The organism is Mucilaginibacter sp. JRF (genome assembly GCF_015223065.1).
Taxonomy (GTDB): Bacteria; Bacteroidota; Bacteroidia; order Sphingobacteriales; family Sphingobacteriaceae; genus Mucilaginibacter.
Genome location: NZ_JADFBY010000005.1, coordinates 54077 through 74746, shown reverse-complemented (window position 1 = coordinate 74746; position 20670 = coordinate 54077). Strand labels below are relative to the sequence as shown.

At 43.9% G+C, this 20670-nt stretch carries 22 protein-coding genes; 8 read left to right on the top strand and 14 right to left on the bottom strand.

What is annotated here, in order from left to right:
- Positions 1-109: 109 nt before the first annotated feature.
- The 4 genes from prfB to IM792_RS14060 all read left to right on the top strand — a co-directional run bounded on the left by prfB (position 110) and on the right by IM792_RS14060 (position 3827).
- Positions 110-1199 (top strand): peptide chain release factor 2 gene (gene prfB / locus IM792_RS14075; protein WP_194102521.1). Its coding sequence is split into 2 segments (ribosomal slippage): positions 110-169 and positions 171-1199, totalling 1089 coding nucleotides; the frame shifts between segments, so codons are not numbered across the junction.
- 180 nt (positions 1200-1379) lie between these two features.
- Positions 1380-1784: a hypothetical protein gene (locus tag IM792_RS14070; RefSeq protein WP_194102520.1), complete on the top strand. Its 405-nt coding sequence runs from the start codon at positions 1380-1382 to the stop codon at positions 1782-1784.
- A 716-nt stretch (positions 1785-2500) separates the two neighbouring features.
- A complete protein-coding gene (locus IM792_RS14065; RefSeq protein WP_194102519.1) occupies positions 2501-3508 on the top strand; it encodes an NAD(P)H-dependent glycerol-3-phosphate dehydrogenase in 1008 nt (335 codons plus the stop codon).
- 25 nt (positions 3509-3533) lie between these two features.
- Positions 3534-3827 (top strand): hypothetical protein, encoded by a 294-nt coding sequence (locus IM792_RS14060; protein ID WP_194102518.1) that lies wholly within the window; start codon positions 3534-3536, stop codon positions 3825-3827.
- Positions 3828-3885: 58 nt separating this feature from the next.
- On the opposite strand, the gene IM792_RS14055 is transcribed toward IM792_RS14060, so the two are convergent.
- Entirely contained in the window at positions 3886-4521 is a 636-nt protein-coding gene (locus IM792_RS14055) for a DUF4136 domain-containing protein (protein WP_194102517.1), read from the bottom strand.
- Positions 4522-4591: 70 nt separating this feature from the next.
- Positions 4592-6241: an NAD+ synthase gene (locus tag IM792_RS14050; RefSeq protein WP_194102516.1), complete on the bottom strand. Its 1650-nt coding sequence runs from the start codon at positions 6239-6241 to the stop codon at positions 4592-4594.
- Here IM792_RS14050 and gldB point away from each other — a divergent pair.
- Positions 6240-7316, top strand: coding sequence for a gliding motility lipoprotein GldB (gene gldB, locus IM792_RS14045; RefSeq protein ID WP_347343814.1), 1077 nt, complete (start codon positions 6240-6242; stop codon positions 7314-7316). The two genes, IM792_RS14050 and gldB, sit on opposite strands and share 2 nt — an antisense overlap.
- Positions 7317-7385: 69 nt before the next feature.
- Here gldB and IM792_RS14040 read toward each other — a convergent pair whose 3' ends face one another.
- On the bottom strand, positions 7386-8522 hold the full coding sequence (locus tag IM792_RS14040) for a PQQ-dependent sugar dehydrogenase (protein ID WP_194102515.1): 1137 nt from the start codon (positions 8520-8522) through the stop codon (positions 7386-7388).
- A 278-nt stretch (positions 8523-8800) separates the two neighbouring features.
- On the opposite strand from IM792_RS14040, the gene IM792_RS14035 reads away from it, so the two are divergent.
- On the top strand, positions 8801-11023 hold the full coding sequence (locus IM792_RS14035; RefSeq protein ID WP_194102514.1) for an ATP-binding protein: 2223 nt from the start codon (positions 8801-8803) through the stop codon (positions 11021-11023).
- On the opposite strand, the gene IM792_RS14030 is transcribed toward IM792_RS14035, so the two are convergent.
- From IM792_RS14030 to IM792_RS13990, 9 genes are read right to left on the bottom strand one after another with little or no spacing between them, the layout of a single operon-like run.
- The gene (locus IM792_RS14030; RefSeq protein WP_194102513.1) at positions 11020-11586 is read right to left on the bottom strand and encodes a biliverdin-producing heme oxygenase; all 567 of its coding nucleotides are present in this window, start codon (positions 11584-11586) and stop codon (positions 11020-11022) included. The two genes, IM792_RS14035 and IM792_RS14030, sit on opposite strands and share 4 nt — an antisense overlap.
- A 40-nt stretch (positions 11587-11626) precedes the next feature.
- Positions 11627-12082: a phosphatidylglycerophosphatase A gene (locus IM792_RS14025; RefSeq protein WP_194102512.1), complete on the bottom strand. Its 456-nt coding sequence runs from the start codon at positions 12080-12082 to the stop codon at positions 11627-11629.
- Positions 12082-12897 (bottom strand): DUF475 domain-containing protein, encoded by an 816-nt coding sequence (locus IM792_RS14020; RefSeq protein ID WP_194102511.1) that lies wholly within the window; start codon positions 12895-12897, stop codon positions 12082-12084. The genes IM792_RS14025 and IM792_RS14020 overlap by 1 nt, the downstream gene beginning before the upstream one ends.
- A gap of 58 nt (positions 12898-12955) precedes the next feature.
- Positions 12956-13915: a hypothetical protein gene (locus IM792_RS14015; protein WP_194102510.1), complete on the bottom strand. Its 960-nt coding sequence runs from the start codon at positions 13913-13915 to the stop codon at positions 12956-12958.
- A 9-nt stretch (positions 13916-13924) separates the two neighbouring features.
- Complete coding sequence (locus tag IM792_RS14010; RefSeq protein ID WP_194102509.1) at positions 13925-15046, bottom strand: toxic anion resistance protein; 1122 nt, start codon at positions 15044-15046, stop codon at positions 13925-13927.
- 59 nt (positions 15047-15105) lie between these two features.
- Positions 15106-15711: a TerD family protein gene (locus IM792_RS14005; RefSeq protein WP_194102508.1), complete on the bottom strand. Its 606-nt coding sequence runs from the start codon at positions 15709-15711 to the stop codon at positions 15106-15108.
- A gap of 12 nt (positions 15712-15723) precedes the next feature.
- Entirely contained in the window at positions 15724-16278 is a 555-nt protein-coding gene (locus IM792_RS14000) for a TerD family protein (RefSeq protein ID WP_194102507.1), read from the bottom strand.
- A 6-nt stretch (positions 16279-16284) separates the two neighbouring features.
- A complete protein-coding gene (locus IM792_RS13995) occupies positions 16285-17118 on the bottom strand; it encodes a phosphoribosyltransferase family protein (RefSeq protein ID WP_228085119.1) in 834 nt (277 codons plus the stop codon).
- The gene (locus tag IM792_RS13990) at positions 17093-17809 is read right to left on the bottom strand and encodes an HAD family hydrolase (protein WP_194102506.1); all 717 of its coding nucleotides are present in this window, start codon (positions 17807-17809) and stop codon (positions 17093-17095) included. The genes IM792_RS13995 and IM792_RS13990 overlap by 26 nt, the downstream gene beginning before the upstream one ends.
- A 296-nt stretch (positions 17810-18105) precedes the next feature.
- Between IM792_RS13990 and IM792_RS13985 the strand changes: the two genes are divergently transcribed.
- Entirely contained in the window at positions 18106-18384 is a 279-nt protein-coding gene (locus tag IM792_RS13985) for a hypothetical protein (protein WP_194102505.1), read from the top strand.
- A gap of 89 nt (positions 18385-18473) precedes the next feature.
- Positions 18474-18902, top strand: a complete 429-nt coding sequence (locus IM792_RS13980) for a tail fiber domain-containing protein (RefSeq protein WP_194102504.1) — start codon at positions 18474-18476, stop codon at positions 18900-18902.
- 62 nt (positions 18903-18964) lie between these two features.
- On the opposite strand, the gene IM792_RS13975 is transcribed toward IM792_RS13980, so the two are convergent.
- Together IM792_RS13975 and tcmP are read right to left on the bottom strand one after the other, a co-directional pair.
- Positions 18965-19726, bottom strand: coding sequence for a phage Gp37/Gp68 family protein (locus IM792_RS13975; protein ID WP_194102503.1), 762 nt, complete (start codon positions 19724-19726; stop codon positions 18965-18967).
- The gene (tcmP, locus tag IM792_RS13970) at positions 19726-20568 is read right to left on the bottom strand and encodes a three-Cys-motif partner protein TcmP (protein WP_194102502.1); all 843 of its coding nucleotides are present in this window, start codon (positions 20566-20568) and stop codon (positions 19726-19728) included. The genes IM792_RS13975 and tcmP overlap by 1 nt, the downstream gene beginning before the upstream one ends.
- Between the last annotated feature and the right edge of the window lie 102 nt (positions 20569-20670).

The following is a 20670-nucleotide window of genomic DNA, read 5'->3' as shown; positions in this document are numbered from 1 at the left end:
GTAAACAGCGCGTCACGTTTTTAGCAACAACTTGTTATGCGCATGTTTTTTGCCCGCTGTTAAAACCGTTTTGTTAATAGCCACGTTTACAAATTTCTATATTTGCCATATGACCAAGGAACAGATACAGGATTTAAGGGATAGAACAGCTTCCCTGAGGAGGCATCTTTGACATTGATGCCAAGCTTGAAAAACTGAACGAAGAACAGGAAATAACTATAGGCCCGCATTTTTGGGACGCCCCGAAAGAGGCCGAAAAGGTACTGGCATCCATCAAAGCCAAAAAAACATGGACCGACGCTTATCAGCGTGTAGCATCAATTGTTGATGACACACAGGTATTGTACGAGTTTTACCAGGGTGGCGATGCCAGCGAAGCTGAAATGAAGGAGCAGTTTGATACCGCCATTATAGCCATTGAGGAGCTGGAATTTAAAAACATGCTATCGGCAGAGGAAGACCAGCTGAATGCCGTATTGCAGATAACCGCCGGTGCCGGTGGTACCGAAAGCTGCGACTGGGCCAGCATGCTGATGCGTATGTACATTATGTGGGGCGAAAAAAATGGCTACAAGGTTAGTGAGCAGGACTCGCAGGAGGGTGATGTGGCCGGTATAAAAACCGTGACCCTGCAATTTGAGGGCGATTTTGCTTATGGCTACCTTAAAGGAGAGAATGGTGTACACCGCCTGGTGCGCGTATCACCGTTTGATGCCAATGCCAAGCGCCATACCTCATTCGCATCGGTATACGTATACCCATTGGTTGATGATACTATTGAGATAGAGGTTAATCCGGCCGACATCGAGTTTGAAACCTTCCGCTCGGGCGGTGCCGGTGGGCAGAACGTGAACAAGGTGGAAACCGCTGTGCGTTTATACCACAAACCATCGGGCATTATTATCAAGAACCAGGAATCGCGCTCGCAGTTGCAGAATAAGGAGAACGCCATCCGCCTGCTTAAATCTCAGTTATATGAGATAGAGATGCGTAAGCGTATGGAAACTACCAATGCCATTGAGGGTAACAAGAAGAAAATAGAATGGGGGTCGCAAATACGTAACTATGTGTTGCACCCTTACAAGCTGGTTAAGGATCTGCGTACCGACCACGAAACATCAAATGCGCAAGCTGTACTTGATGGCGACATCAACGACTTTTTGAAAGCCTACCTGATGGAATTTGGCGGCGATAAGTAACCGCGTTTTTGGCATCGATTTTGAATTATACAAAGCCCTTAACAATAAATTAAGGGCTTTTTTAGTTTAATAAGTTTCGGCATTTATGAGGTGTGTAAAGAATTAACATTCTTTTAAAAAATAAATGCTTGATATTGTGAGTAATACAGTTTAATTTTAACCACCCCTAATTAACTGAGCATGACACGACAACGTTTTAAAAACGTACTACTTGTAGCCCCCGACAACTGCCCTCGTCGTTTAGCAGCTGAATACGATTACGTAAAGCATATAGCTGACCCTGCCCGTATATTCCCGGTAATATTTGAGATGAAGCCCGACCTGATCCTGTTTGATCATGAGTACATCAAAACTGATATTGAACGGATAGTTCGTCGCCTGCGCATGAACACCTTTTACAAAAAAACCAAAATTTGCTGTTACAAGCTAAAACCCCATACCGAAACGGATGAACTGCTGAAAGCCATCGGCGTAAATAATTTTATTTATCCCGAGGACTTATACACCGATAGCACCGAAAAGGTAAACATATTTACCGCCATACTGGATGCCTCGCTGATGCGGGTGTTGGCTAAGTTGGCGTAAGCTTGATTTTAAGAGTCCTTTATTATTTATGTCATTTCGACGAAGGAGAAATCTCTCGCTTTTTAATAAGCGCAGACAGATTTCTCGCTATCGCTCGAAACGACAGGGTTAAAACAGAAGCACAAACCCTAAATAACCTCTATTACCGGCATCAGAAATGCCCGGAGTAGCACAAACCCTGCCAAAGCACAAACTTTCACCGGGCAGGGCGTAGCCGGCGATTTTTGTTTCTTTTGATCGCTCAAAAGAAATTCAGGACAGGTAATGAAGATGCTATGCTTTTATGAACAGTTTGTACTTTATTTCACAGGTTGTGCTTCTACTATCGTCAGTCTGCTCTTGGGCGCAGGGCCCAGTTACTTTGTCTTAGACACAAAGTAACCAAAAGTCAAGGCAGAAAAAACCTTCCACCCACAGGCCATACTCCCTGGCCCGGTTTTCTGCCAGGCCACCGCTCTTTTTTGAAGAACGCGTCATTTATAAAAAGTCCTCCCCTTGGGGGAGGATTTAGGAGGGGTTGTACGAGGCGCAATGAACGTATACAGATTTCTCCTCCGCCGAAATCACATAATTATTAAAGCGGCATCGAAGTCCTCCCTCTCGGTGAACATTTACAAAGAGCACTCTTTTTCTCCCTCTGAAATATATTTCATTACTTTGTTGTCCTGCTTTTAAATGGTGAAAACATTTTTGGGCGGAGGCATATTTTATTTGTAATGCAAAAGCAACCTAAAAAAATAGCGGTAATTGGTGGCGGTAGCTGGGCAACGGCTAACATCAAGATACTGACCGATAATAATACTCCCAAAGAAATATACTGGTGGATGCGCAGCGCCGAGGCAGCAGAGCATATCCACAAATTCAGGCATAATCCTAATTATTTGAGTTCGGTTGAGATAAAGGTTCCGGCGGAAAATATATCTACCGATATAAAATACATTATCGGCGCTGCCGACATGATATTGCTTAATGTTCCCGCGGCTTTCTTAAAGGATGCGCTTCGGGGTATTACGGCTGATGATCTGAAAGGGAAAAAGATCATATCGGCCATTAAGGGTATAGTGCCGGACGAAAACCAGATCATCGGTGAATTTTTACAGCAGCACTGCATGATACCGGCAAGCGACATCATCGTGATCAGCGGGCCATGCCATGCTGAAGAGGTGGCGCTTGAAAAGCTATCGTACCTCACCATAGCCTCGCAGGATGTTGAACTGGCTACCGAATTCGCGGGCATGTTCAGCAACAGGTATCTGAAAACCATCGTGTCCGACGATATATATGGCACCGAATGGTCGGCTGTTTTGAAAAACATTTATGCCGTTGCCAGTGGTATTTGCCATGGTGTGGGCTATGGCGATAATTTCCAGGCGGTACTGATATCAAACGCCATTCGCGAACTGAAAGACTTTTTGGATGCCGTACATCCTATTGATCGTGATATAAAGGAGAGCGCCTACCTGGGCGATCTGTTGGTTACCGCCTACTCACAGTTTAGCCGCAACCGCACCTTCGGTAACATGATAGGCAAGGGCTACACCGTAAAATCGGCACAGTTGGAAATGAACATGGTTGCAGAGGGCTATTACGCCATTAATTGCCTTTATGAAGTTAATAAGCAATACAAGGTGCACATGCCTATTTGCAACGCGGTGTATGCTATATTGTATCAAAAGAAATCGCCGGTAGTAGAGATGAAAAACTTGGCAGAGAAATTGAGTTGATTAATCAACTTAATTATCTGTAACCATGAAAAATATATTAAAAGTTGCTGTTGTAGCAGCTGGCTTGCTGGCCTCATCATACGGCCATGCACAAAGTGTAGGCAAGGATGTAAAAAAGACGGCCAAAAAAGTAGGCAATAAAACATCAGAGGTGGCCTCAAAAGGAGCGTCGTCAGTAGTTGATAAAAAATATGATGGCAAGGCCGGGCCAAATAACGAAACCATCTTTATCGATAAAAACTCGGCCTATTACTACATCAACAAAAAAGGCAAAAGGGTTTACATACCTAAAGATCAACTGCGAGATAAGGTTGAATAATAGAAACGCCCCGCTGAATAATCAACGGGGCGTTTCCATTTTATAAGGTCAGCGTAATTTATGATTTACGTTGCGGGTTATTTATATCAAGCTTTTCGATTATGCCGGTTACTACTTTAGGCAGATCGTTAATGGCTTTTTGCGGGTTGCGCACTTCGCCTACACCGTAACCACGCCATACCATTTTACCGGTTTTACGGTCTATCAGGTCAATAATAACGGTGCCTTCGCGGTATGGTACACGTTCGGCAAAACCGCCGCCGCCACCCCAGCCGCCGTAGCCCCAGCCACCGCCCCAAAACGGACGATAGCCCCAGCCACCCCAGCCGCCCCAACCAAAGCCGAAGCCCGGGTAACCCCAGCCGCCCCAGCCACCACCATAGTAGTTGGTTTTATAACCACGGCCGGTCATGGTGGTATAGTTCACCAATAGGTCGGGCTCGCCTGTTTGTTCAACAAGGCCTTTTGCTTTCAAAGCTTCAACGGCCGCGTCCTTAATGTTGGCGTCGGCAATATCGTTAGCGTAAATTTTACGTGGATTGTTACTTGGTTTTGGCGCTTCAACAAAGCCAAAGCTGCGGTACACGCTCAGGTTAGTTTTGTTTTTGGCAGCGGTATAGTAACGGTAGTTTGAGCAGGCGCTTAGCCCGCCAAGCAGGAACAACACCAGCCCTGCGTATATCAATCTTTTCATGACGCTTATATCTCCCTTTTTTGTTTAGACATTTGGCACTATAAATGGTTTAACATCTTTTTAAATATTTTTACGACAGATACTTACCCACTATTGGCATACGGCGCCCCATACCAAATGCCTTTGGCGATACACGCAAAATAGGCGGCGTTTGGTAACGCTTATGCTCGGCGGTATTTACCAGCTTTATCACCTTGCGCACAATAGCTTCATCGTAACCCATCTGTATTATCTCTGACGATGAACAGCGGTTCTCTACATACTCCTGCAATATCTTGTCCAAAACATCATATTCGGGCAGCGAATCAGTATCTTTTTGATCTGGCCTTAACTCTGCCGATGGTGGTTTGACGATAGTATTCTCAGGTATAATCTCGCGCTCGCGGTTCAGGTACCTTGCCAGTTGGAAAACCTGGGTTTTAAACACATCGCCAATTACTGATATACCACCGCACATATCGCCATATAAAGTGCCATAACCCACGGCAGCCTCGCTTTTGTTGGATGTGTTGAGCAGTATATAGCCAAACTTATTACACATGGCCATCAACAACACGGCACGACTGCGCGATTGTATATTCTCCTCGGCAATATTGAAGGGCAAGGTTTTGAATTGCGGCGCCAATGCCGTTTCAAAGGCATCGGTAACATCTTTTATAGCGATAGTTTCTGACTTACAGCCCAAATTACGCACCAAATCCTCGGCATCTTTTAGTGAATGATCTGTTGAGAATTTTGATGGAAGCAACACTGCCATCACATTCTCCGGACCTAAAGCCTCGGCAGCCAGCGCACACACCACCGCCGAATCAATACCACCCGACAAACCCAGGGTAGCCCTTGTAAAGCCCGATTTATGAAAATAATCGCGGATGCCTAAAAGCAAGCCTTGATGTATCTGCTCAATATCAATAGGGCGGGTAGGTTTAACGCCTGATTGATGATCGAAGCTAACCGCACCATCAGCATCCAAGGTATAATAAGTGATGCTTTCCTCAAAATAAGGTAGCTCGTCGAGCAGGTTCCCTCCTTTGTCAAACACCATTGATCCTCCGTCGAATATCAGCTCGGTTTGCGCGCCTACCTGGTTCACATAAAACAGCGGCAGGTTGTAGCGGGTGGCATTATCTTTTAATATCTCAATACGCTCCTCATCATGGTTATAAGCAAACGGCGAGGCTGCTATATTGATCATTACCGTTGGTTGCTGCTGTATCAGCGTATCCATAGGGCGGGTAATGTACAGCGGATTTTCAATGGTATTCCATAAGTCCTCGCAAATAGTTAGCGCTATGCGGTGACCCTTAAAATCGATACAGTTAAACTCGGTCGAGGGTTCAAAGTAGCGGTATTCATCAAATACATCGTAGTTTGGCAACAAAGCCTTATCTACCCGGTGTTGTATTTTCCCTTCGCTGATAAAATAGGCTGAATTACTCAGATCCTTACCCTCGGGTTTATTATTCTCCGTTGGGATGCCTATAATGCAGGCAATATCGATACACTCCTGCGCTATTTTTTGGGCGGCATCTTCGCAAAGGCCTATAAACTCGCGGAATTCCAGAAAATCGCGCGCGGGGTAACCGCATACGCATAGTTCGGCAAATACAACCAGGTCGGCACCCTCGCCCTTAGCCTTTTTGATGGCCGAGATTATCTTTTCTGTATTCGAATCAAAATTACCTATATGATAGTTAAGCTGTGCTAAAGCGATCTTCATGAGAATGTATACTTATTTTTTAAGTTTGTACAGAATGAGCATGATACCCACCCGTAACAAAGCAAAACAAATTTACTTAATTTTTAGCATCATACTGCTGTTTTGCGCCTGTGGCGACAGCAAAAAGGTTGATGTAAGTAATATTGACCTCAATGTTACCATTGAGCGTTTCGATCAGGATTTTGATAAGATGGCCGTAAAGCCCATGCCACAGCAGGCCGCTTATCTGCAAAAAAAATACGGCAGCTTTTACCAGGATTACGTTGAGCGTGTATTACAGGCCGGCAGCGTTGCCGATACCGCCTACTTTGGCACACTGAAACAGGTATTCGCGGGTAAGGCCTACCAGGATCTGAAACACGAGGTCGATTCGGTTTACCCGACGATGGACATGCAGGAAGCTGAGCTGACCGATGCCTTCAGGCATATTAAATACTACTTCCCGCAGTTTAAGCCGATGAAGGTTTACGCTTACTTTTCGGGCTTTCAGGCGCAAACATCTATTGGTGATGGTTATGTGGCCATTGGGTTGGATATGTTTTTGGGGGCGAAATCAAAATTCTATCCCGCGCTGGTACAATCGTATCCGCATTATTTATCGCGCCGCTTTACGCCCGATAATATTACCCCGCGTGTGGTAGAGGCTGTGGTGCGCGAGGATATGTTCCCCGAGAATAAAGCAGATAAAAGTTTGCTGGCCCGAATGGTTTACAACGGCAAGATCATGTACCTGATGGATCAGGTATTGCCCAACGTGCCCGACAGTACCAAGATAGGCTACACCACCAAACAACTGGAATGGTGCAATACCTTTAAAAAAGACATTTGGGCTTATTTTTTGGATGAGAACCTGCTGTACAATGCCGATTACTTGCAGATACAGAAATACCTGACCGAAGCCCCCTTCACTCCCGGTCTTGGTGAAAAAAATGAGTCGGCACCCAAGCTGGCTGTTTGGACGGGTTGGCAGATAGTCCGCAAGTATATGGAAAAGCACCCCGACACTACCCTGCCCCAACTGATGGCCGAGCGCAACGCGCAGAAGATATTGAACGAATCGAAATATAGACCGTAAAGCCTGATGCTATAAAATAGAAACGGCTGCCTTATTGGGCTGCCGTTTCTATTTTATAGCATCAGCCAATTATTTTGTAGGTATAAGCTTCAGCAAAGCGCCCGGGCCTTCGCTCAGGGCGTAGATGTAACCGTCAGGGCTTTCGGTTACGTACCTGAAACGGCCCTTGTTTTGCAGCAAGCGTTGTTCTGATTTATATTCAGTGCCATCAAGCGTTACACGGTTAATGTGCATCAGGGCAAGCGCGCCTACCAGCAGGTTACCTTTCCAACCCGGGTATTTATCGCCGGTTACAATGCTTAAACCACAGGTAGCAATTGATGGTACCCAATAATGCTTAGGGTTTTCAATACCCGGCAATTCCTTATTAGGTGTAAGCACTGTACCATCATAGTTAATACCGTATGATGTTTTTGGCCAACCGTAGTTCTTACCTTTCTCTATCAGGTTAAGCTCATCGCCGCCTTTAGGGCCGTGCTCAACTTCCCAAATACGATTGTTAACCGCATCGTAAACCATACCCTGCGGGTTGCGGTGCCCTAAAGTCCAGATAGAGCCATGCGCGCCTGCCTGACCAACAAACGGATTATCGGGCGGAATGCGGCCATCATCAAATAAACGGTGAATTTTACCGTGGTCGTTATCCAACTCCTGCACCTTTGGTTGTGTACCACGCTCGCCCGAGCTTACGTACAGGTAGCCATCCTTATCAAACACTACACGGCTGCCAAAGTGAAAATCGGCACCGATGTATGGCTTCGCGGTATAAATATCAGCCAGATCGGTTATGGTATTCCCTTTAAGCTTAAAACGGGCCAGGGCTGTAGTAGCACCGCCTTCAACCGGTTTTGAGTAGGTAATGTATATCCAGCCGTTCTTTTTATAATCGGGGTGTAGCTTAATATCCATTAAACCACCCTGCCCTTTGTTGAATACGGCAGGTACGCCTTTCAGCTTTTCGCCGGTGAATTTGTCGTTCTTAAAAACCAATATCTCCCCGGCACGCTCGGTAACCAGCATACGGCCATCGGGCAGCCAAACCATACCCCAGGGATTGCTTAACTCGGTGTAAATGGTTTTTACGGTAAAGCCGGTACTATCGGCAACAGTGGTTTCCTTAGTTTTTTTACTGTCGGCAGGATTCATGCTGCACGACAGGACTATAATTGCCGAAGCCAGTAAGGCCGGCATAAAAAGTTTCTTCATAATGGTATTATAAGGTGATGGTGGAATTTTCAAGCATAAAGCTACACCATATACTTATAAAACGTATGTACTTTTTTAGCAAAAGCCTCTATTGTATCAACCAAATTACGAAGCGTACAACCTTGGCATTTAAGCTTGAGCAATAAATATTCTAAATACATATGTAACCGGTATTTATATGCCTGCAAACAAAACATTTTGTGTTTATGCTCTATTATAGTACCGGATATTTTTCATATTTGTTATAATTCTTTACTTAAAAATACAATTCCCCCCTTATGTCATTTAATGTTGATCTGAATAATTGCGATAGAGAACCTATTCACATTCCCGGTCAAATTCAACCGCATGGTTTTCTGATCGCTGTTGATGATGAATTCATCATCCGTTATCACAGCGAAAACGTTAGTGACTTTATACAAGGGCTACCCACCCGTTTGCTCGGCAAACACCTTGACGAGGTAGAATATGTGCTTTACCCCAGCGAGCAAACAGGCTACATTAGTCAGCTGATCACCCTGGGTAAAAACACCAAAACATTTGAGCAGATCAACCCTTTTCAATTCGAATTTAACGGCCGGGACTATTACCTGATCATACAACCGGTAAATGATCTGTATTTATTGGAATTTGAGCTTGTAACCGCCGAAATGAGTGTGGATATGCAGAAGATGATCGGCCGATCAATATCAGAAATGCTGGCCGACAAGAACTTGCAAAACCTGCTTAACAACTCGGCCGAACAGGTAAAGAAAGTTATAGGGTACGACCGCGTGATGATTTACCGTTTCGCGGCCGACGGGCACGGCGAGGTTATTGCCGAAGCTAAGAACAACCATTTGGAACCGTGGTTGGGTTTGCATTACCCGGCATCAGACATACCCAAGCAGGCCCGCGAGCTTTACAAGCTCAATTTTACCCGCCTTATTGCCGATGTTAATGCCATACCCTCAAAAATAATTACCCTTGCTGATGGTGAGCCGGAGCCTTTGGATCTGACCTGCTCGCAATTACGCGCGGTATCGCCCATCCATATTCAGTACCTTAAAAACATGGAGGTGGGCTCAAGCTTCAGCATATCACTGCTGTATAAAGGTGAGCTTTGGGGATTGATAGCCTGCCATAATTATACACCGAGATATATTGACTATAAGGCCCGCGAATCATCAAAACTGATCGGGCAGATATTATCGTCGGCATTGGAGTTCAGGCAGGATGAGGAGAGCCAGCATTTGCAGGATCGTCTTTTTGCCAGTGTTGATAAGCTATCAAAACACATGCAGCGCAGCAACAGTATTGAGGATGCCCTGAGCACCCAGGATGTTACCGTGCTTGATGTTACCTATGCCGAGGGCGCGGTGTTGCTGTACGAAAACAACCTGATCAGCTTTGGCAAAGTACCCGCTGCCGATGACCTGAACGGACTGATTAACTGGATAAAAACGGATATTACCGATACCTTTTTCAGCACCGATCATCTATCCAAACAATACCCTGCGGCGTTGGCCTTTAAGGATGTAGCCAGTGGTATCATCGTATCAACCATTTCAAAGGAGATGGGCGAATACATTATTTGGTTCAAGCCTGAGCAGTTGCAGCACATTACCTGGGCAGGTAATCCCGAAAAACCGGCCGAGGTTGACAGTAGTGGCATACTTACCATATCGCCCCGGAAATCATTCGAGGCATGGTCTGAAACCGTTACGGCGCGCTCAGCAGCCTGGAGCAATGAGGAGGTTAAGGCCGTTATCCGCCTAAAGGAGGAGCTTACCTACGCCATCAACCAAAAAGCAAGCGCCATACGCTTGCTTAACGAGAAGTTAAAGCAGGCTTACGAGGAGCTGGACACTTTCAGCTTCACCATATCGCACGACTTAAAGAACCCGTTATCGGTTATTAAAAGCTATTCGCAACTGCTTACCCGCGATAGCTCTATACGCCCGGAAGCACAGCGTGTTATTGAGCGCATTGTTGATCGTACCAACAAAATGAATTACATGATAAACGAGGTGCTTGATTACTCGCGCATCGGTCGGTCAGATATTAATTTTGTGAATGTAGAGGTTGGGCCCATGGTAAACGAGATACTTAAGGATCTGAGCCTGGTTTACAGCAACGCCACGATACAGCTTACCATTGGCGAAACGCCCGACATTCAGGGCGACCAGGTGATGATATCGCAAGTGTTTGCCAACTTGCTGAGCAACGCGGTAAAATACTCCCAAAAATCAACCCCGCAGGTGGTGAACATTGAGGGCAAAGCCACCGATAACGGTGTGCTTTACCAGATAAAAGATAATGGTTTGGGGATCGATATTAAGCAACTCCCTAAAATATTTGAACTGTTTAACCGCACCGACGATGTGAAAGACATTGAGGGCAGCGGTGTTGGCCTGGCCATAGTAAAGCGTATTGTTGAAAAACACCGCGGCAAAATATGGGTGGATAGCGAACCCGGCAAAGGCTCAACCTTTTTTGTAGAGTTTAGTAACCCGGCTTAATTAGCGCGGGCTATCCAGCTGGCAAAATGCTTAAAGGTGCTGTTGGCTGTTTCAACAACGGCGGCTTGCTCTGCTTCGGTTTTAGCCTGGGCATCCATTTTTTGCTTAAATGAGTTCCACATATTTACGGTATCCTCGCCATAGCTGTTAAAAAACGTTAGCGCTTCGCCGTTTGATGCATCCAGCTTTTGGCCTATCATCTTACTGATGATCTTACCGCCAAGGGTTGACCCCTCAATAACATATAGCGCGCCTAAAGCTTGTAAATGGTTTTCAATTACGGGCAGGTTATCAGCACCGGCTACAGTAGGTACAGGGGCATCAAGCGCTTGCAGGTCATCGGCAATGGCTGATGTTTTGCGGCGCTGGTGATAATCGTCCATCAGCGTGGTATCAATAGCGGCATCAATATGCTTTTCAAGGCCGCCAAAGTAGCCGTAGAACATTTTTAGCAGATCGGCGTAATCCTGTTTATCTTTTATGGCCTTTATGCGGCCTATCAGTGCCACCTCGGTTTCGTAGTGGTATGTTTTGGTTTCGTCTTTCAGTTTTTCAGATAGCATGTGTTGGGGTATTTTTTATAAAAACTTTAAAAATGGCGGTTTATTTCAACAAGCCCGAAAATATGATAAGCTGCAATACTATACGGGCGTAAACACCGGCAAGCACATCATCCATCATAACGCCCAAACCGCCCTTAAGCGCTTCCATACGGCGAACGCCCAGGGGCTTCACCATATCAAAAAAGCGGAATAATATCAATCCGGCAATAAGCAGTTTGATGTTATTTAACGGAACGAACAGCATGGTTATCCACATACCGGCTACCTCGTCAATAACTACACGGTAGCTATCCTTGCCCCAAAAGGGTTCAACCTTATCGCCGGTATAAATGCCGGCGAATAATATAACCAGTCCGATAGCAATTGCAGGCAAAGGGGCAAGTACCGCCGGCACCTGCCACAAAAAGTAAATAACCACACAGGTAACTATAGAGGCGTATGTGCCCCCACCCTTTAAATAGCCTATACCAAATATGGACGCGATCAGTTTATTCATTAGCTCTTTTTCAGTACTTCTTCGGCATCCTCGGCAACCTCGGGCTCAATGGTGTGCCTTTTCGGGAAGTTGAACAATAACGATGTTACTACCGGTATAACAAATATGGCCACGGTAAATATGGATACGAACAGATCGGTACGCTCACCCTCAATAGCATGCGCCAAAGGTGTTTCCGGGTAAAAATGCGTGTATAATGATGATGATAGCTTAAGCCCTAATACACCAATTACGATAAAAGCGATAGTTTCCAGAAAGGTGAACTTCTCCATCAGTTTAACAAAAGCCTGCGCCACAAAACGCATGGCCAGTATACCAATGAAAACGCCCGTATAGATCAGGAACACATGATCGGTAAATGCCACCGCCGCGAACACGTTATCAATAGAAAAGGCAAGATCCATTACCTCAACCAGGGCTACGGTTGCCCAAAAGTTACCCATCAAACCAACGGTTGATTTGTATATCCAGCTCTCACTTTTATTAACGGATTCATCCTCATTCTTATCGCCACCGGCTTTGCCCTTAAAATAGTTAAAGGCCAGGTACAACAGGTACAAACCACCAAGCGGTTTAAGCCACCATATTTTTACCAGCCATGCCGCCAAAAACAAACAGATACCCCTAAATACATACGCGCCGATGATACCGTAACGCAATGCTTTGTTACGTTGCTCCTTCGGCAGATCGAGTACCATGGTGGCCAGCACCGCGGCATTATCAACCGAAAGTAAGCTTTCAATAACTATCAGGTTTAAAATTATAAGTAAACCCGCTTTAATATCTTCCCCTAAAAGGGTGTGTAAAAAGTCCATCTTTTAATATATGTGTTTTAATGTTTAGAGTAAGTATATATGCCTAATGTTACCGGCTTTAAATGATATCCGTATTCAGCATAGTTTTAAGGATATTCGCCTGCGCATCAAAACTCGCAATATTCTGCAAGAAATCAATATCCGATATTTTTTTGTAGTTCTCGCCCAGCAGATCTTTTACCTCGGCGGGGATGTTTATGCGGATTAAATGGGCACGACTTTTCAGCTGATCATTTTTATCCTGTAATTCCTGTATAATGCGCTGGTTACGGGTAATATCAGTACTTAAGTTGATACCGTTAAGCTTATTTTCATCAAAGAGCAAAAACAGGTTACGCGATGGGTAAAACAGGTAATATTCATCCTGATCATCAATAAACCTATACACTTCAACCAGCAGATCACCGGCACGCAGGCCGCAGTAAAATTCGGTACGAAAATCAAACTTACACAAACGCCCCATCAGCTTACGGTGTATAAGCGCGTGGGCATTGGTATAAACCTCGGCTGGCTCGTAGTCGGTAATTTCGGCAAGCAGTTCGGGGGTAATGTTGTAAAAATAGTCCTCCGCGTAGCGTACACCAAAGGCGTTGATGTTTCGCACCAAAGTGTACTCCTGCCCCCCGTCAGACAGTTGCTGATACAACTTGCGCAGCGAATTATTGATGCGAAGGGCCTGGCGTTGCTTATCGTTATTAAAATCGGCCTCGCTAAAATCAGCGCTTTTAATGCTGTTTATCAGCTCCTCGTTCAGGTGTATCTCATCAAACAAAAGGCTCACCTTGCCCTCGTTTATTTTTTTGATACGCCTTAGCAAATCAATGGCGGGCAAAGTGAACTGGGTATGAAACAGGTCGAGCTTGTTAATATCAAGCTCGGGTTTGGTTTCATAAAGCTTATGAATAACCTGTGTACGCAAGTATATCTTATAAACTATCTCATCCTCAAAAAATGCGGAGAGCAGGTGCAGTTTATTCAGTGTTTTTGTCGACTCACGTAATGTCAGGTTATCATCCATTCGCTATCCTCATCGGCCGGTATTTACGTTGGTAACGTTCTTTTTTAATTCAGTTTCCAGGTTTTGCAGTTCAGATGTAAGCACCTTACGGTTTTGCGCACCCTGCTCATGTATCTGTTTAACCTCGTTAAGGGTTTCGATCAGCAATTGCGTGGTGCGTTTCAGCGTATCTATTGACACGACGGTCTTTTCATTCTCGCGCGCAACATCAATACTGTTTTGCTTAAGCAGCTCGGCATTTTTTTGCAGGATGGTGTTCGTCGTGTCCGATATTTTTTTCTGCATCTCCACATTGGCCTTTTGCCTGTTGAGAGCCACGGCAATGGTGAGCTGGTTTTTCCAAACCGGTATGGTTGTGGTTACAATGGATTGTGCTTTTTCGGCAATTGAAGTATTGTTGTTTTGCACCACCCTTATTTGCGCTAATGATTGCAGCATGATAAAGCGCACCACTTTCATATCGGCCAGGCGCTTATCCAGGCGGTTCACAAAATCGCGCAGATCGGCAATTTCATAATCGTTGTAGGCTGATGGATTGCCTTCCATTTCGGCCAGTTTTTCGCTCAGCTCGTTATGTTTTATATGGCCCGATATGATGAGCGATTCCATCTGCTTAATGTACTCCACATTGCTCTCGAACATGGTTTGCAGCGAACTGTTATCCTTAATGGCGTTCAACCTTCCGGTTTTGATCTTGTTGGTGATCTTATCTACGTTGTTGATCACCAGATCGTACTTCTGGAACAGCTTTTTAGCATCAAATACCAGCCTTTTTATCAGCGGTATGCGCGCCAAAAAATTGGTGAACGAGTTACGCTCCAGTTCATCAACATCAATATAATTAAGTTCGGTAAGCAGATCATTGATCAGGCCGCCTACCTCGCCCGAGTTATAGGTACGTACCGATGCCAAAAACTGGTTACTGTAACGCTCCATGGTGTTTTGCACCTCAACGCCATAATTTAATATAGAGTTGGCATCAGCCGGGTTAAGGCCTTTGTTCAGATCGGCATATTTGCTCAGGTCGGCGGTTGATGCCTGGGTAAGGTCAACGTTGCCATCCTTATCTATCAGCTTTACAGCGTTTGATACCTGGGCATTTTGTGAGGCATCATTCAGGTTAGGTTCCATATCAGGTAATGTTTAAATGTAAGTAATGCCGTTTAGATGCACTACTTACACATAAGTTACTATAAATACTTTTGAGTTACGGTTTGTACGGTTTCTTGCAGCTTACGATCCTTGGTCGGTTCGCCAATGGCATTCAGCTTCCACTCGCCGTTACGTTTGTAAAATACACCTAATACCATTGATACGTGCCCGGCAAAGTTACCACCCGCAATATTGTACTTGGCAAACTCCTCGGTAACGCGTTTTGGCGTACCCTCGTACACGCGGATAGAAGCGAACGGAATGCTGCCAAAATCCTGCCCGCGAAAGCTGTTCAATACAAAGGCCACATAAGCTGTAGTTGGATGCAGGCTGGCCAGGTCAACGCTGATCACCTCGTTATCCAGGCCATCATCGCCACCCATATCGCCGGTAAGGTCATCACCGCTATGTTTTACCGAGCCATTCTTTGATTTAAGGTTGCCAAAGTATATTACTTCCTGCAACTGCTTGTTCTCATCATACAAAGCGCAGCTGGCATCAAGGTCAACTGCCTCTTTTTTGGTACCAAAGAAGCCCTTTTTTTCAATTGCGCCCCAGTTAATACCTACACATATATTTTGCAGCTTGCTGCCATTGCTTTTTTCAAGACTAATGCGCTGGCCTTTTTCAAGATTGATTGCCATAGTTTAAGTTTATTAATTGTATTTGTTTAAGTAATCCTGCAAGCCACCTTTCATACCTACGCCAACGGCTTCAAACTTCCACTCGTTGTTGCGTTTGTATATGCGACCGAACTCTACTGCTGTTTCGATTGAAAAATCTTCTTCCAGCTCGTACTTCAATATCTCAACATTGGTAGCGCTATCAAATATGCGGATGAATGAGTTGCGCACCTGGCCAAAGTTTTGCCTGCGCTCGCCGGCCTCGTGTATGGTTATCACAATACATATCTCGGTAGCCTGGGCTGATATTTTTGAAAGGTCAACCTTTATCTGCTCATCATCGCCCTCGCCCGCACCGGTCAGGTTATCGCCGGTATGCTCAACAGCTTCGTCCGGCGATTTAGTGTTGTTGTAGAATACAAAGTACTCATCGGCCAGCAGCTTTTTGTTTTCGCCCAGTATGAATAATGACGCATCAAGGTCAAACGCCGAGCCGGTTGATGAACTGTTGGTATCCCAACCCAGGCCGATAGTGAATTTAGGCGCAGCAATGGCTTCGCGCTGCCCTTTTTGAAGATTAATAGCCATATATAGTTATGCTAAGTTTTTGTTGAATACTGATAATTGTTTTTTAATATAATTCAGGTTTGGCTGATAACACTCCATTGTATGATAACCGTTACCCAGGGCCATATCGTATAAATTGTTTATAAAATCCTCGGGCTTGTTCTGCAAAAACACACGGAAGCTATCGTGATCATAATTCAGGATATACTTTACTATACGTGTATTAATGCTGAATTTACCGCTCAGAATTATACTGTCCAGATCAAAAATAGTTTGTACCTGATAATAATTCAAATAATTTTCGATGCTGGGGTGTATGCCCTTGTTAATAAGCTCGGCAAAGTAGAGCATAAATATATTGTTATCCAACCCATACTCATCAACCATCTTCATGATCATGTGCTCGTGGCTGCCGGTTATCTTAATATCATCCAAAAACAATAGCGTTTTGCCTTTGATGAAGTCCTTATCAATATGGAACGAGTCGTTACCTATCAGTTTAAGGCGCTGCTCGGCATCCAGTTCGCCGTAATCTTCTTTATAAGTTATGGTTCTATGTACCTTGGCCTCCTGAACCACCGGCAGGTTATGGTGCGCCAGCCAGCGGTTAAGCGCCGATACAAAGTAATTTTTCAAGGTATACGTTGCCGTTGGGATGAACGAGTACGGGCTTGATATTACCACCAGCTGACTGGTGATAGGCTCGCCGTTAAGGTGCTCCTCAATAAAGCCCTGGGCAAGCGAGTTGCCAAAACTGCGTGCCACCTCGGCATCGCCATATTTAAAGCGACTATAATCCGCCGCGCTGAACCCGAACTGCTCAGGCTCAGTTATTTTATGTAATGAGTACGTTAGGTGCATTATCTGTAAGGTTTTTTATGGTTAGTTGTGTAGAGTTAATTAGTAAGGTATTGAACCCGCAAGCCTGCGCACCCGCTACATCGGCCAGTTTATTGTCGCCAATGTGTATGATATCCGCAGGCATTATACCCGGATGCAGTTGTTGCGCACCCTCAAACATCAGCTTAAAAAATTCGGGGTGAGGCTTTGAATAACCGGCCTCGTCAGAAAACAATTGGAAAGCGAAGAAACCATCAAGCCCTAATTGCTTAAGTACCTTGCGCAGGGTTACGCCTTTTATAAAACCCGTATTACTGAGTATATTGGCGGTGGCTCCTTGTTCGTTTATTAAATGGTTAAGTACTTCAATAGTTTGCTCGCTGTATACTACCGGCAGGTATTGAAAAAGCAATTGCTCCATACGGTTGTACAGGTCGTCAACATCAATATCGGCAATACACTCGTGGGTATCATTTATCATGCTGATCACCATCAGGTACATCTCGTCGGCATCAATGTTTTTTCCGGTTTTTTCGTTGATGTGGTTCACCATCAGGTCAACCTGGCGGAATATGCGCAGCACCTCATCCAACGGTTTATTGCTGAAGTTAAGATGCTCAAAAAAATATTGGGCACGCCGGGCCTTGAACTCGGGGTTTGAGCGGATAAGGGTTAACCAAAGGTCGAACGAATAATGCTGATAAGTGGGCATTATGGGTCAGTTTTTCTTTATAAAATACCTGTTAAAGTAAGCCTTATTTTTTAACGACACAAATTACACTTTTAAAATAACATGTTTTTAAAGATTAGTTAAAGCATAAATACGTTGATTGTTTACCAGCGTTATACTTTCAGTTTTTATGTAAGCTATTGCAAAACAAGCCATAAAAACATCTGTTTACATTGTATTCATCATATAAAACTACTATGTTTGCATAGTAAACTCTTTTGATAATGAGAGCGGGCTTATTAAGATATCTGTTAACATTTCTACTCATTTTTTCCGTAATGGAAAAAACAGGTATCTCTTTGCTTTCATTATTCAGCACCAACAGTACCGAACTTTCAGAGAAACTTTTTACTGATGACGAGGAATCATCATCATCACGTACTGAAAGTAAGGAAACCGTGGTGACCGAGTTTTGGTTACATCACCCTTCATGGCTCCTGCCGGCACCACATTTTGAAGCGCAAGCCTATGCCTACACCCATGCCGACAGCGATGAGCACCTGGCCTATTTTCCATCGGTGCCTACCCCGCCGCCCAACGCCGTTATACCAGCCTGAGTACTTTTTATTTTGACCCCTTGAACTAAACGCATTGCGGCAGCGGTTGCCGCGAACGTTTGTTTACTTCTATTATTTTTTCTAATAAAATGACTATTAATAAAATTGGTGTTGCCTTAGCAACCATTGCCGGTGTAATTACATTTAATACAGCGTCGGCACAAACCGTGAGTGATAAACAGCTGCAAAAAAACGCCGAGCCTATCAAAAACTCGCTTACCTACATTAATCAGCTGGAGCCATTGAAATTCGAGTTCAACCTGGATAAATACAAACAACTTAACCTGCCTGCCGGTACCCAGTACGGTTTCTCGGCCGATGATGTTAAGCTGGTATTGCCTGAGTTGGTAAAGCAGGATAACAAATGGTACACAGCCGGTAAAAGCAACCAACGCGCCCTAACTACCGGTGCCGTTGATTACGAAAAGCTGATACCTATACTGGTAGGCGCCATAAAAGAGCAGCAAGCCGAAATAAACGAGCTGCGCGCCCACATACAGCAGCTAAAAAGCAAATAGTAAAATACAGTAAGTTTAGTGAATAGTGAGAGCGCCCTTGGCATAATGCCGGGGCGCTTTTTTTATGCAGCCTTAATTGGAAGTTCTCTATAGATTTTACCATCTAACTCACACCCACCTTTAGCGTGTTGCGGGTGATCTTTGTCAATTGTTGGATCATTAGGATTTATATTGAATTTGGGCTTTCCCCATTGTTTAAAAAAGAAAGGAACCGTGCCATTCTCACATTGCACCCTTACTTCGTCAATCCATTCGTATTTAACTGGCCTTGCACCATGACCAGATTCGCCACCAACTATAACCCAATTTATTTTTTCTAAGTTGATTTCACCTACAGAACCTAATAATGGCTCAATGGATAAAAACTTGGTTTTTGCCGGAGTTTGGCTTAGCTCATTAATTCTGAATGTATATTTTTCATTTTCAACCGAAACCCCCATCCAAATATTTTCCGTCCAATTCAGTTCATTAGCAATAGCCAAAAGCCTGTCTGACCGTTTGGTTAGCACCTGATAAATATGCTGAGGTGTATTATTCATTACAGAAAAAACCGCTTTGATAAAATCAAGCGGGATTTCATCATGGAATAAATCACTCATTGAATTGACAAATACAACTTTGGGCTTCTTCCATGAATAAGGAATGCTAAGTGCATCCGGATGAATTCTTATTTTGAACCCATCCTTATATTTTTCGACACCCATAGCTTTCAATCTCCGCGACATAACTTCTGCATAACAGAACTTACATCCGGGGCTTATTTTCTTGCAACCAGTAACAGGATTCCATGTTAGCTCGGTCCATTCAATAGATGATTCTGCCATTATAGTTTATATTGTGGCTTAATAACCTCATTTGCTATTTTTAGTCCTGATGGGTTGTTTGTAGCCATCATAAAATGATACATTATTGAATTTGTCTTATTACGCATAACGAAAGGCTCGGATACATACTCAAAAACTGTTTTCAATCTTTCTGAATATAACTTACTCGCTTTTTCGATAGCCGCTTTTTCTTTGTTCAATATTTCCAACTCTCCAAACAAAGTATTTACTATATCTTTTTTATAAAATCGGTTGTATACATCTGTTCGAGATATCCCTAAAAACTGTTCTAATTTATTTAACCAACCGTCATCTATTTCTCCACTTTTAGTTAGCAACCGATTTACGCCTAATCCCGTTGGCACCAATATCCAAAAATCAATTCCTAACCCTTTTAGCGCCTCAATGGAATTCCAATTAACCGACATTCCATATGGATCGATAAAAGCTAATGCTCTGAAATTTTTATTCTTTTGCAAGTATCGAGCCATATCTAATAATTTAGCATTACAGTCATCTTGCACTACGAATGCCTTCTTTTTAGGATATTCAATACTTACCTTATTTTCTAATGCCTTTTTATTTTTCTCATCCTTTTCAACAAAATAATATAAATCAAATGGTTTGGGTTCATCAATATCAAGTATTCTCAAAGCTGTACCTTTAATGGCATCCTCAGCCTCATTTTTCTCTATTAATCCCGAGCCAGCAAAACCGTCGAAATAAAGTGTTTTTACCCAAGGTTGTTTATTCATGATAGTTAAATATGCCTTAGCATAATCAACTACGATTTTCATTTTTGCTTCAGTCCAATTTCCTCCAAATTGATTTACATTTTTCATCAAAATTACTAAAATAATTAGCAATAAAAATATTATTGCTCGGTTTAGGTATTATTGTTATTTATCAGCCTAAACTTACAAACTTTTTTATGCAAAAAAGCC

What these genes read in the sequence shown, in the direction of transcription:
- IM792_RS14070 (WP_194102520.1), top strand. Translation starts at nt 1,380, where the DNA reads ATGACACGACAACGTTTTAAAAACGTACTACTTGTAGCCCCCGACAAC.
- IM792_RS14065 (WP_194102519.1), top strand. Translation starts at nt 2,501, where the DNA reads ATGCAAAAGCAACCTAAAAAAATAGCGGTAATTGGTGGCGGTAGCTGG.
- IM792_RS14060 (WP_194102518.1), top strand. Translation starts at nt 3,534, where the DNA reads ATGAAAAATATATTAAAAGTTGCTGTTGTAGCAGCTGGCTTGCTGGCC.
- IM792_RS14055 (WP_194102517.1), bottom strand. Translation starts at nt 4,521, where the DNA reads ATGAAAAGATTGATATACGCAGGGCTGGTGTTGTTCCTGCTTGGCGGG.
- gldB (WP_347343814.1), top strand. Translation starts at nt 6,240, where the DNA reads ATGAGAATGTATACTTATTTTTTAAGTTTGTACAGAATGAGCATGATA.
- IM792_RS14050 (WP_194102516.1), bottom strand. Translation starts at nt 6,241, where the DNA reads ATGAAGATCGCTTTAGCACAGCTTAACTATCATATAGGTAATTTTGAT.
- IM792_RS14040 (WP_194102515.1), bottom strand. Translation starts at nt 8,522, where the DNA reads ATGAAGAAACTTTTTATGCCGGCCTTACTGGCTTCGGCAATTATAGTC.
- IM792_RS14035 (WP_194102514.1), top strand. Translation starts at nt 8,801, where the DNA reads ATGTCATTTAATGTTGATCTGAATAATTGCGATAGAGAACCTATTCAC.
- IM792_RS14030 (WP_194102513.1), bottom strand. Translation starts at nt 11,586, where the DNA reads ATGCTATCTGAAAAACTGAAAGACGAAACCAAAACATACCACTACGAA.
- IM792_RS14025 (WP_194102512.1), bottom strand. Translation starts at nt 12,082, where the DNA reads ATGAATAAACTGATCGCGTCCATATTTGGTATAGGCTATTTAAAGGGT.
- IM792_RS14020 (WP_194102511.1), bottom strand. Translation starts at nt 12,897, where the DNA reads ATGGACTTTTTACACACCCTTTTAGGGGAAGATATTAAAGCGGGTTTA.
- IM792_RS14015 (WP_194102510.1), bottom strand. Translation starts at nt 13,915, where the DNA reads ATGGATGATAACCTGACATTACGTGAGTCGACAAAAACACTGAATAAA.
- IM792_RS14010 (WP_194102509.1), bottom strand. Translation starts at nt 15,046, where the DNA reads ATGGAACCTAACCTGAATGATGCCTCACAAAATGCCCAGGTATCAAAC.
- IM792_RS14005 (WP_194102508.1), bottom strand. Translation starts at nt 15,711, where the DNA reads ATGGCAATCAATCTTGAAAAAGGCCAGCGCATTAGTCTTGAAAAAAGC.
- IM792_RS14000 (WP_194102507.1), bottom strand. Translation starts at nt 16,278, where the DNA reads ATGGCTATTAATCTTCAAAAAGGGCAGCGCGAAGCCATTGCTGCGCCT.
- IM792_RS13995 (WP_228085119.1), bottom strand. Translation starts at nt 17,118, where the DNA reads ATGCACCTAACGTACTCATTACATAAAATAACTGAGCCTGAGCAGTTC.
- IM792_RS13990 (WP_194102506.1), bottom strand. Translation starts at nt 17,809, where the DNA reads ATGCCCACTTATCAGCATTATTCGTTCGACCTTTGGTTAACCCTTATC.
- IM792_RS13985 (WP_194102505.1), top strand. Translation starts at nt 18,106, where the DNA reads ATGGAAAAAACAGGTATCTCTTTGCTTTCATTATTCAGCACCAACAGT.
- IM792_RS13980 (WP_194102504.1), top strand. Translation starts at nt 18,474, where the DNA reads ATGACTATTAATAAAATTGGTGTTGCCTTAGCAACCATTGCCGGTGTA.
- IM792_RS13975 (WP_194102503.1), bottom strand. Translation starts at nt 19,726, where the DNA reads ATGGCAGAATCATCTATTGAATGGACCGAGCTAACATGGAATCCTGTT.
- tcmP (WP_194102502.1), bottom strand. Translation starts at nt 20,568, where the DNA reads ATGAAAAATGTAAATCAATTTGGAGGAAATTGGACTGAAGCAAAAATG.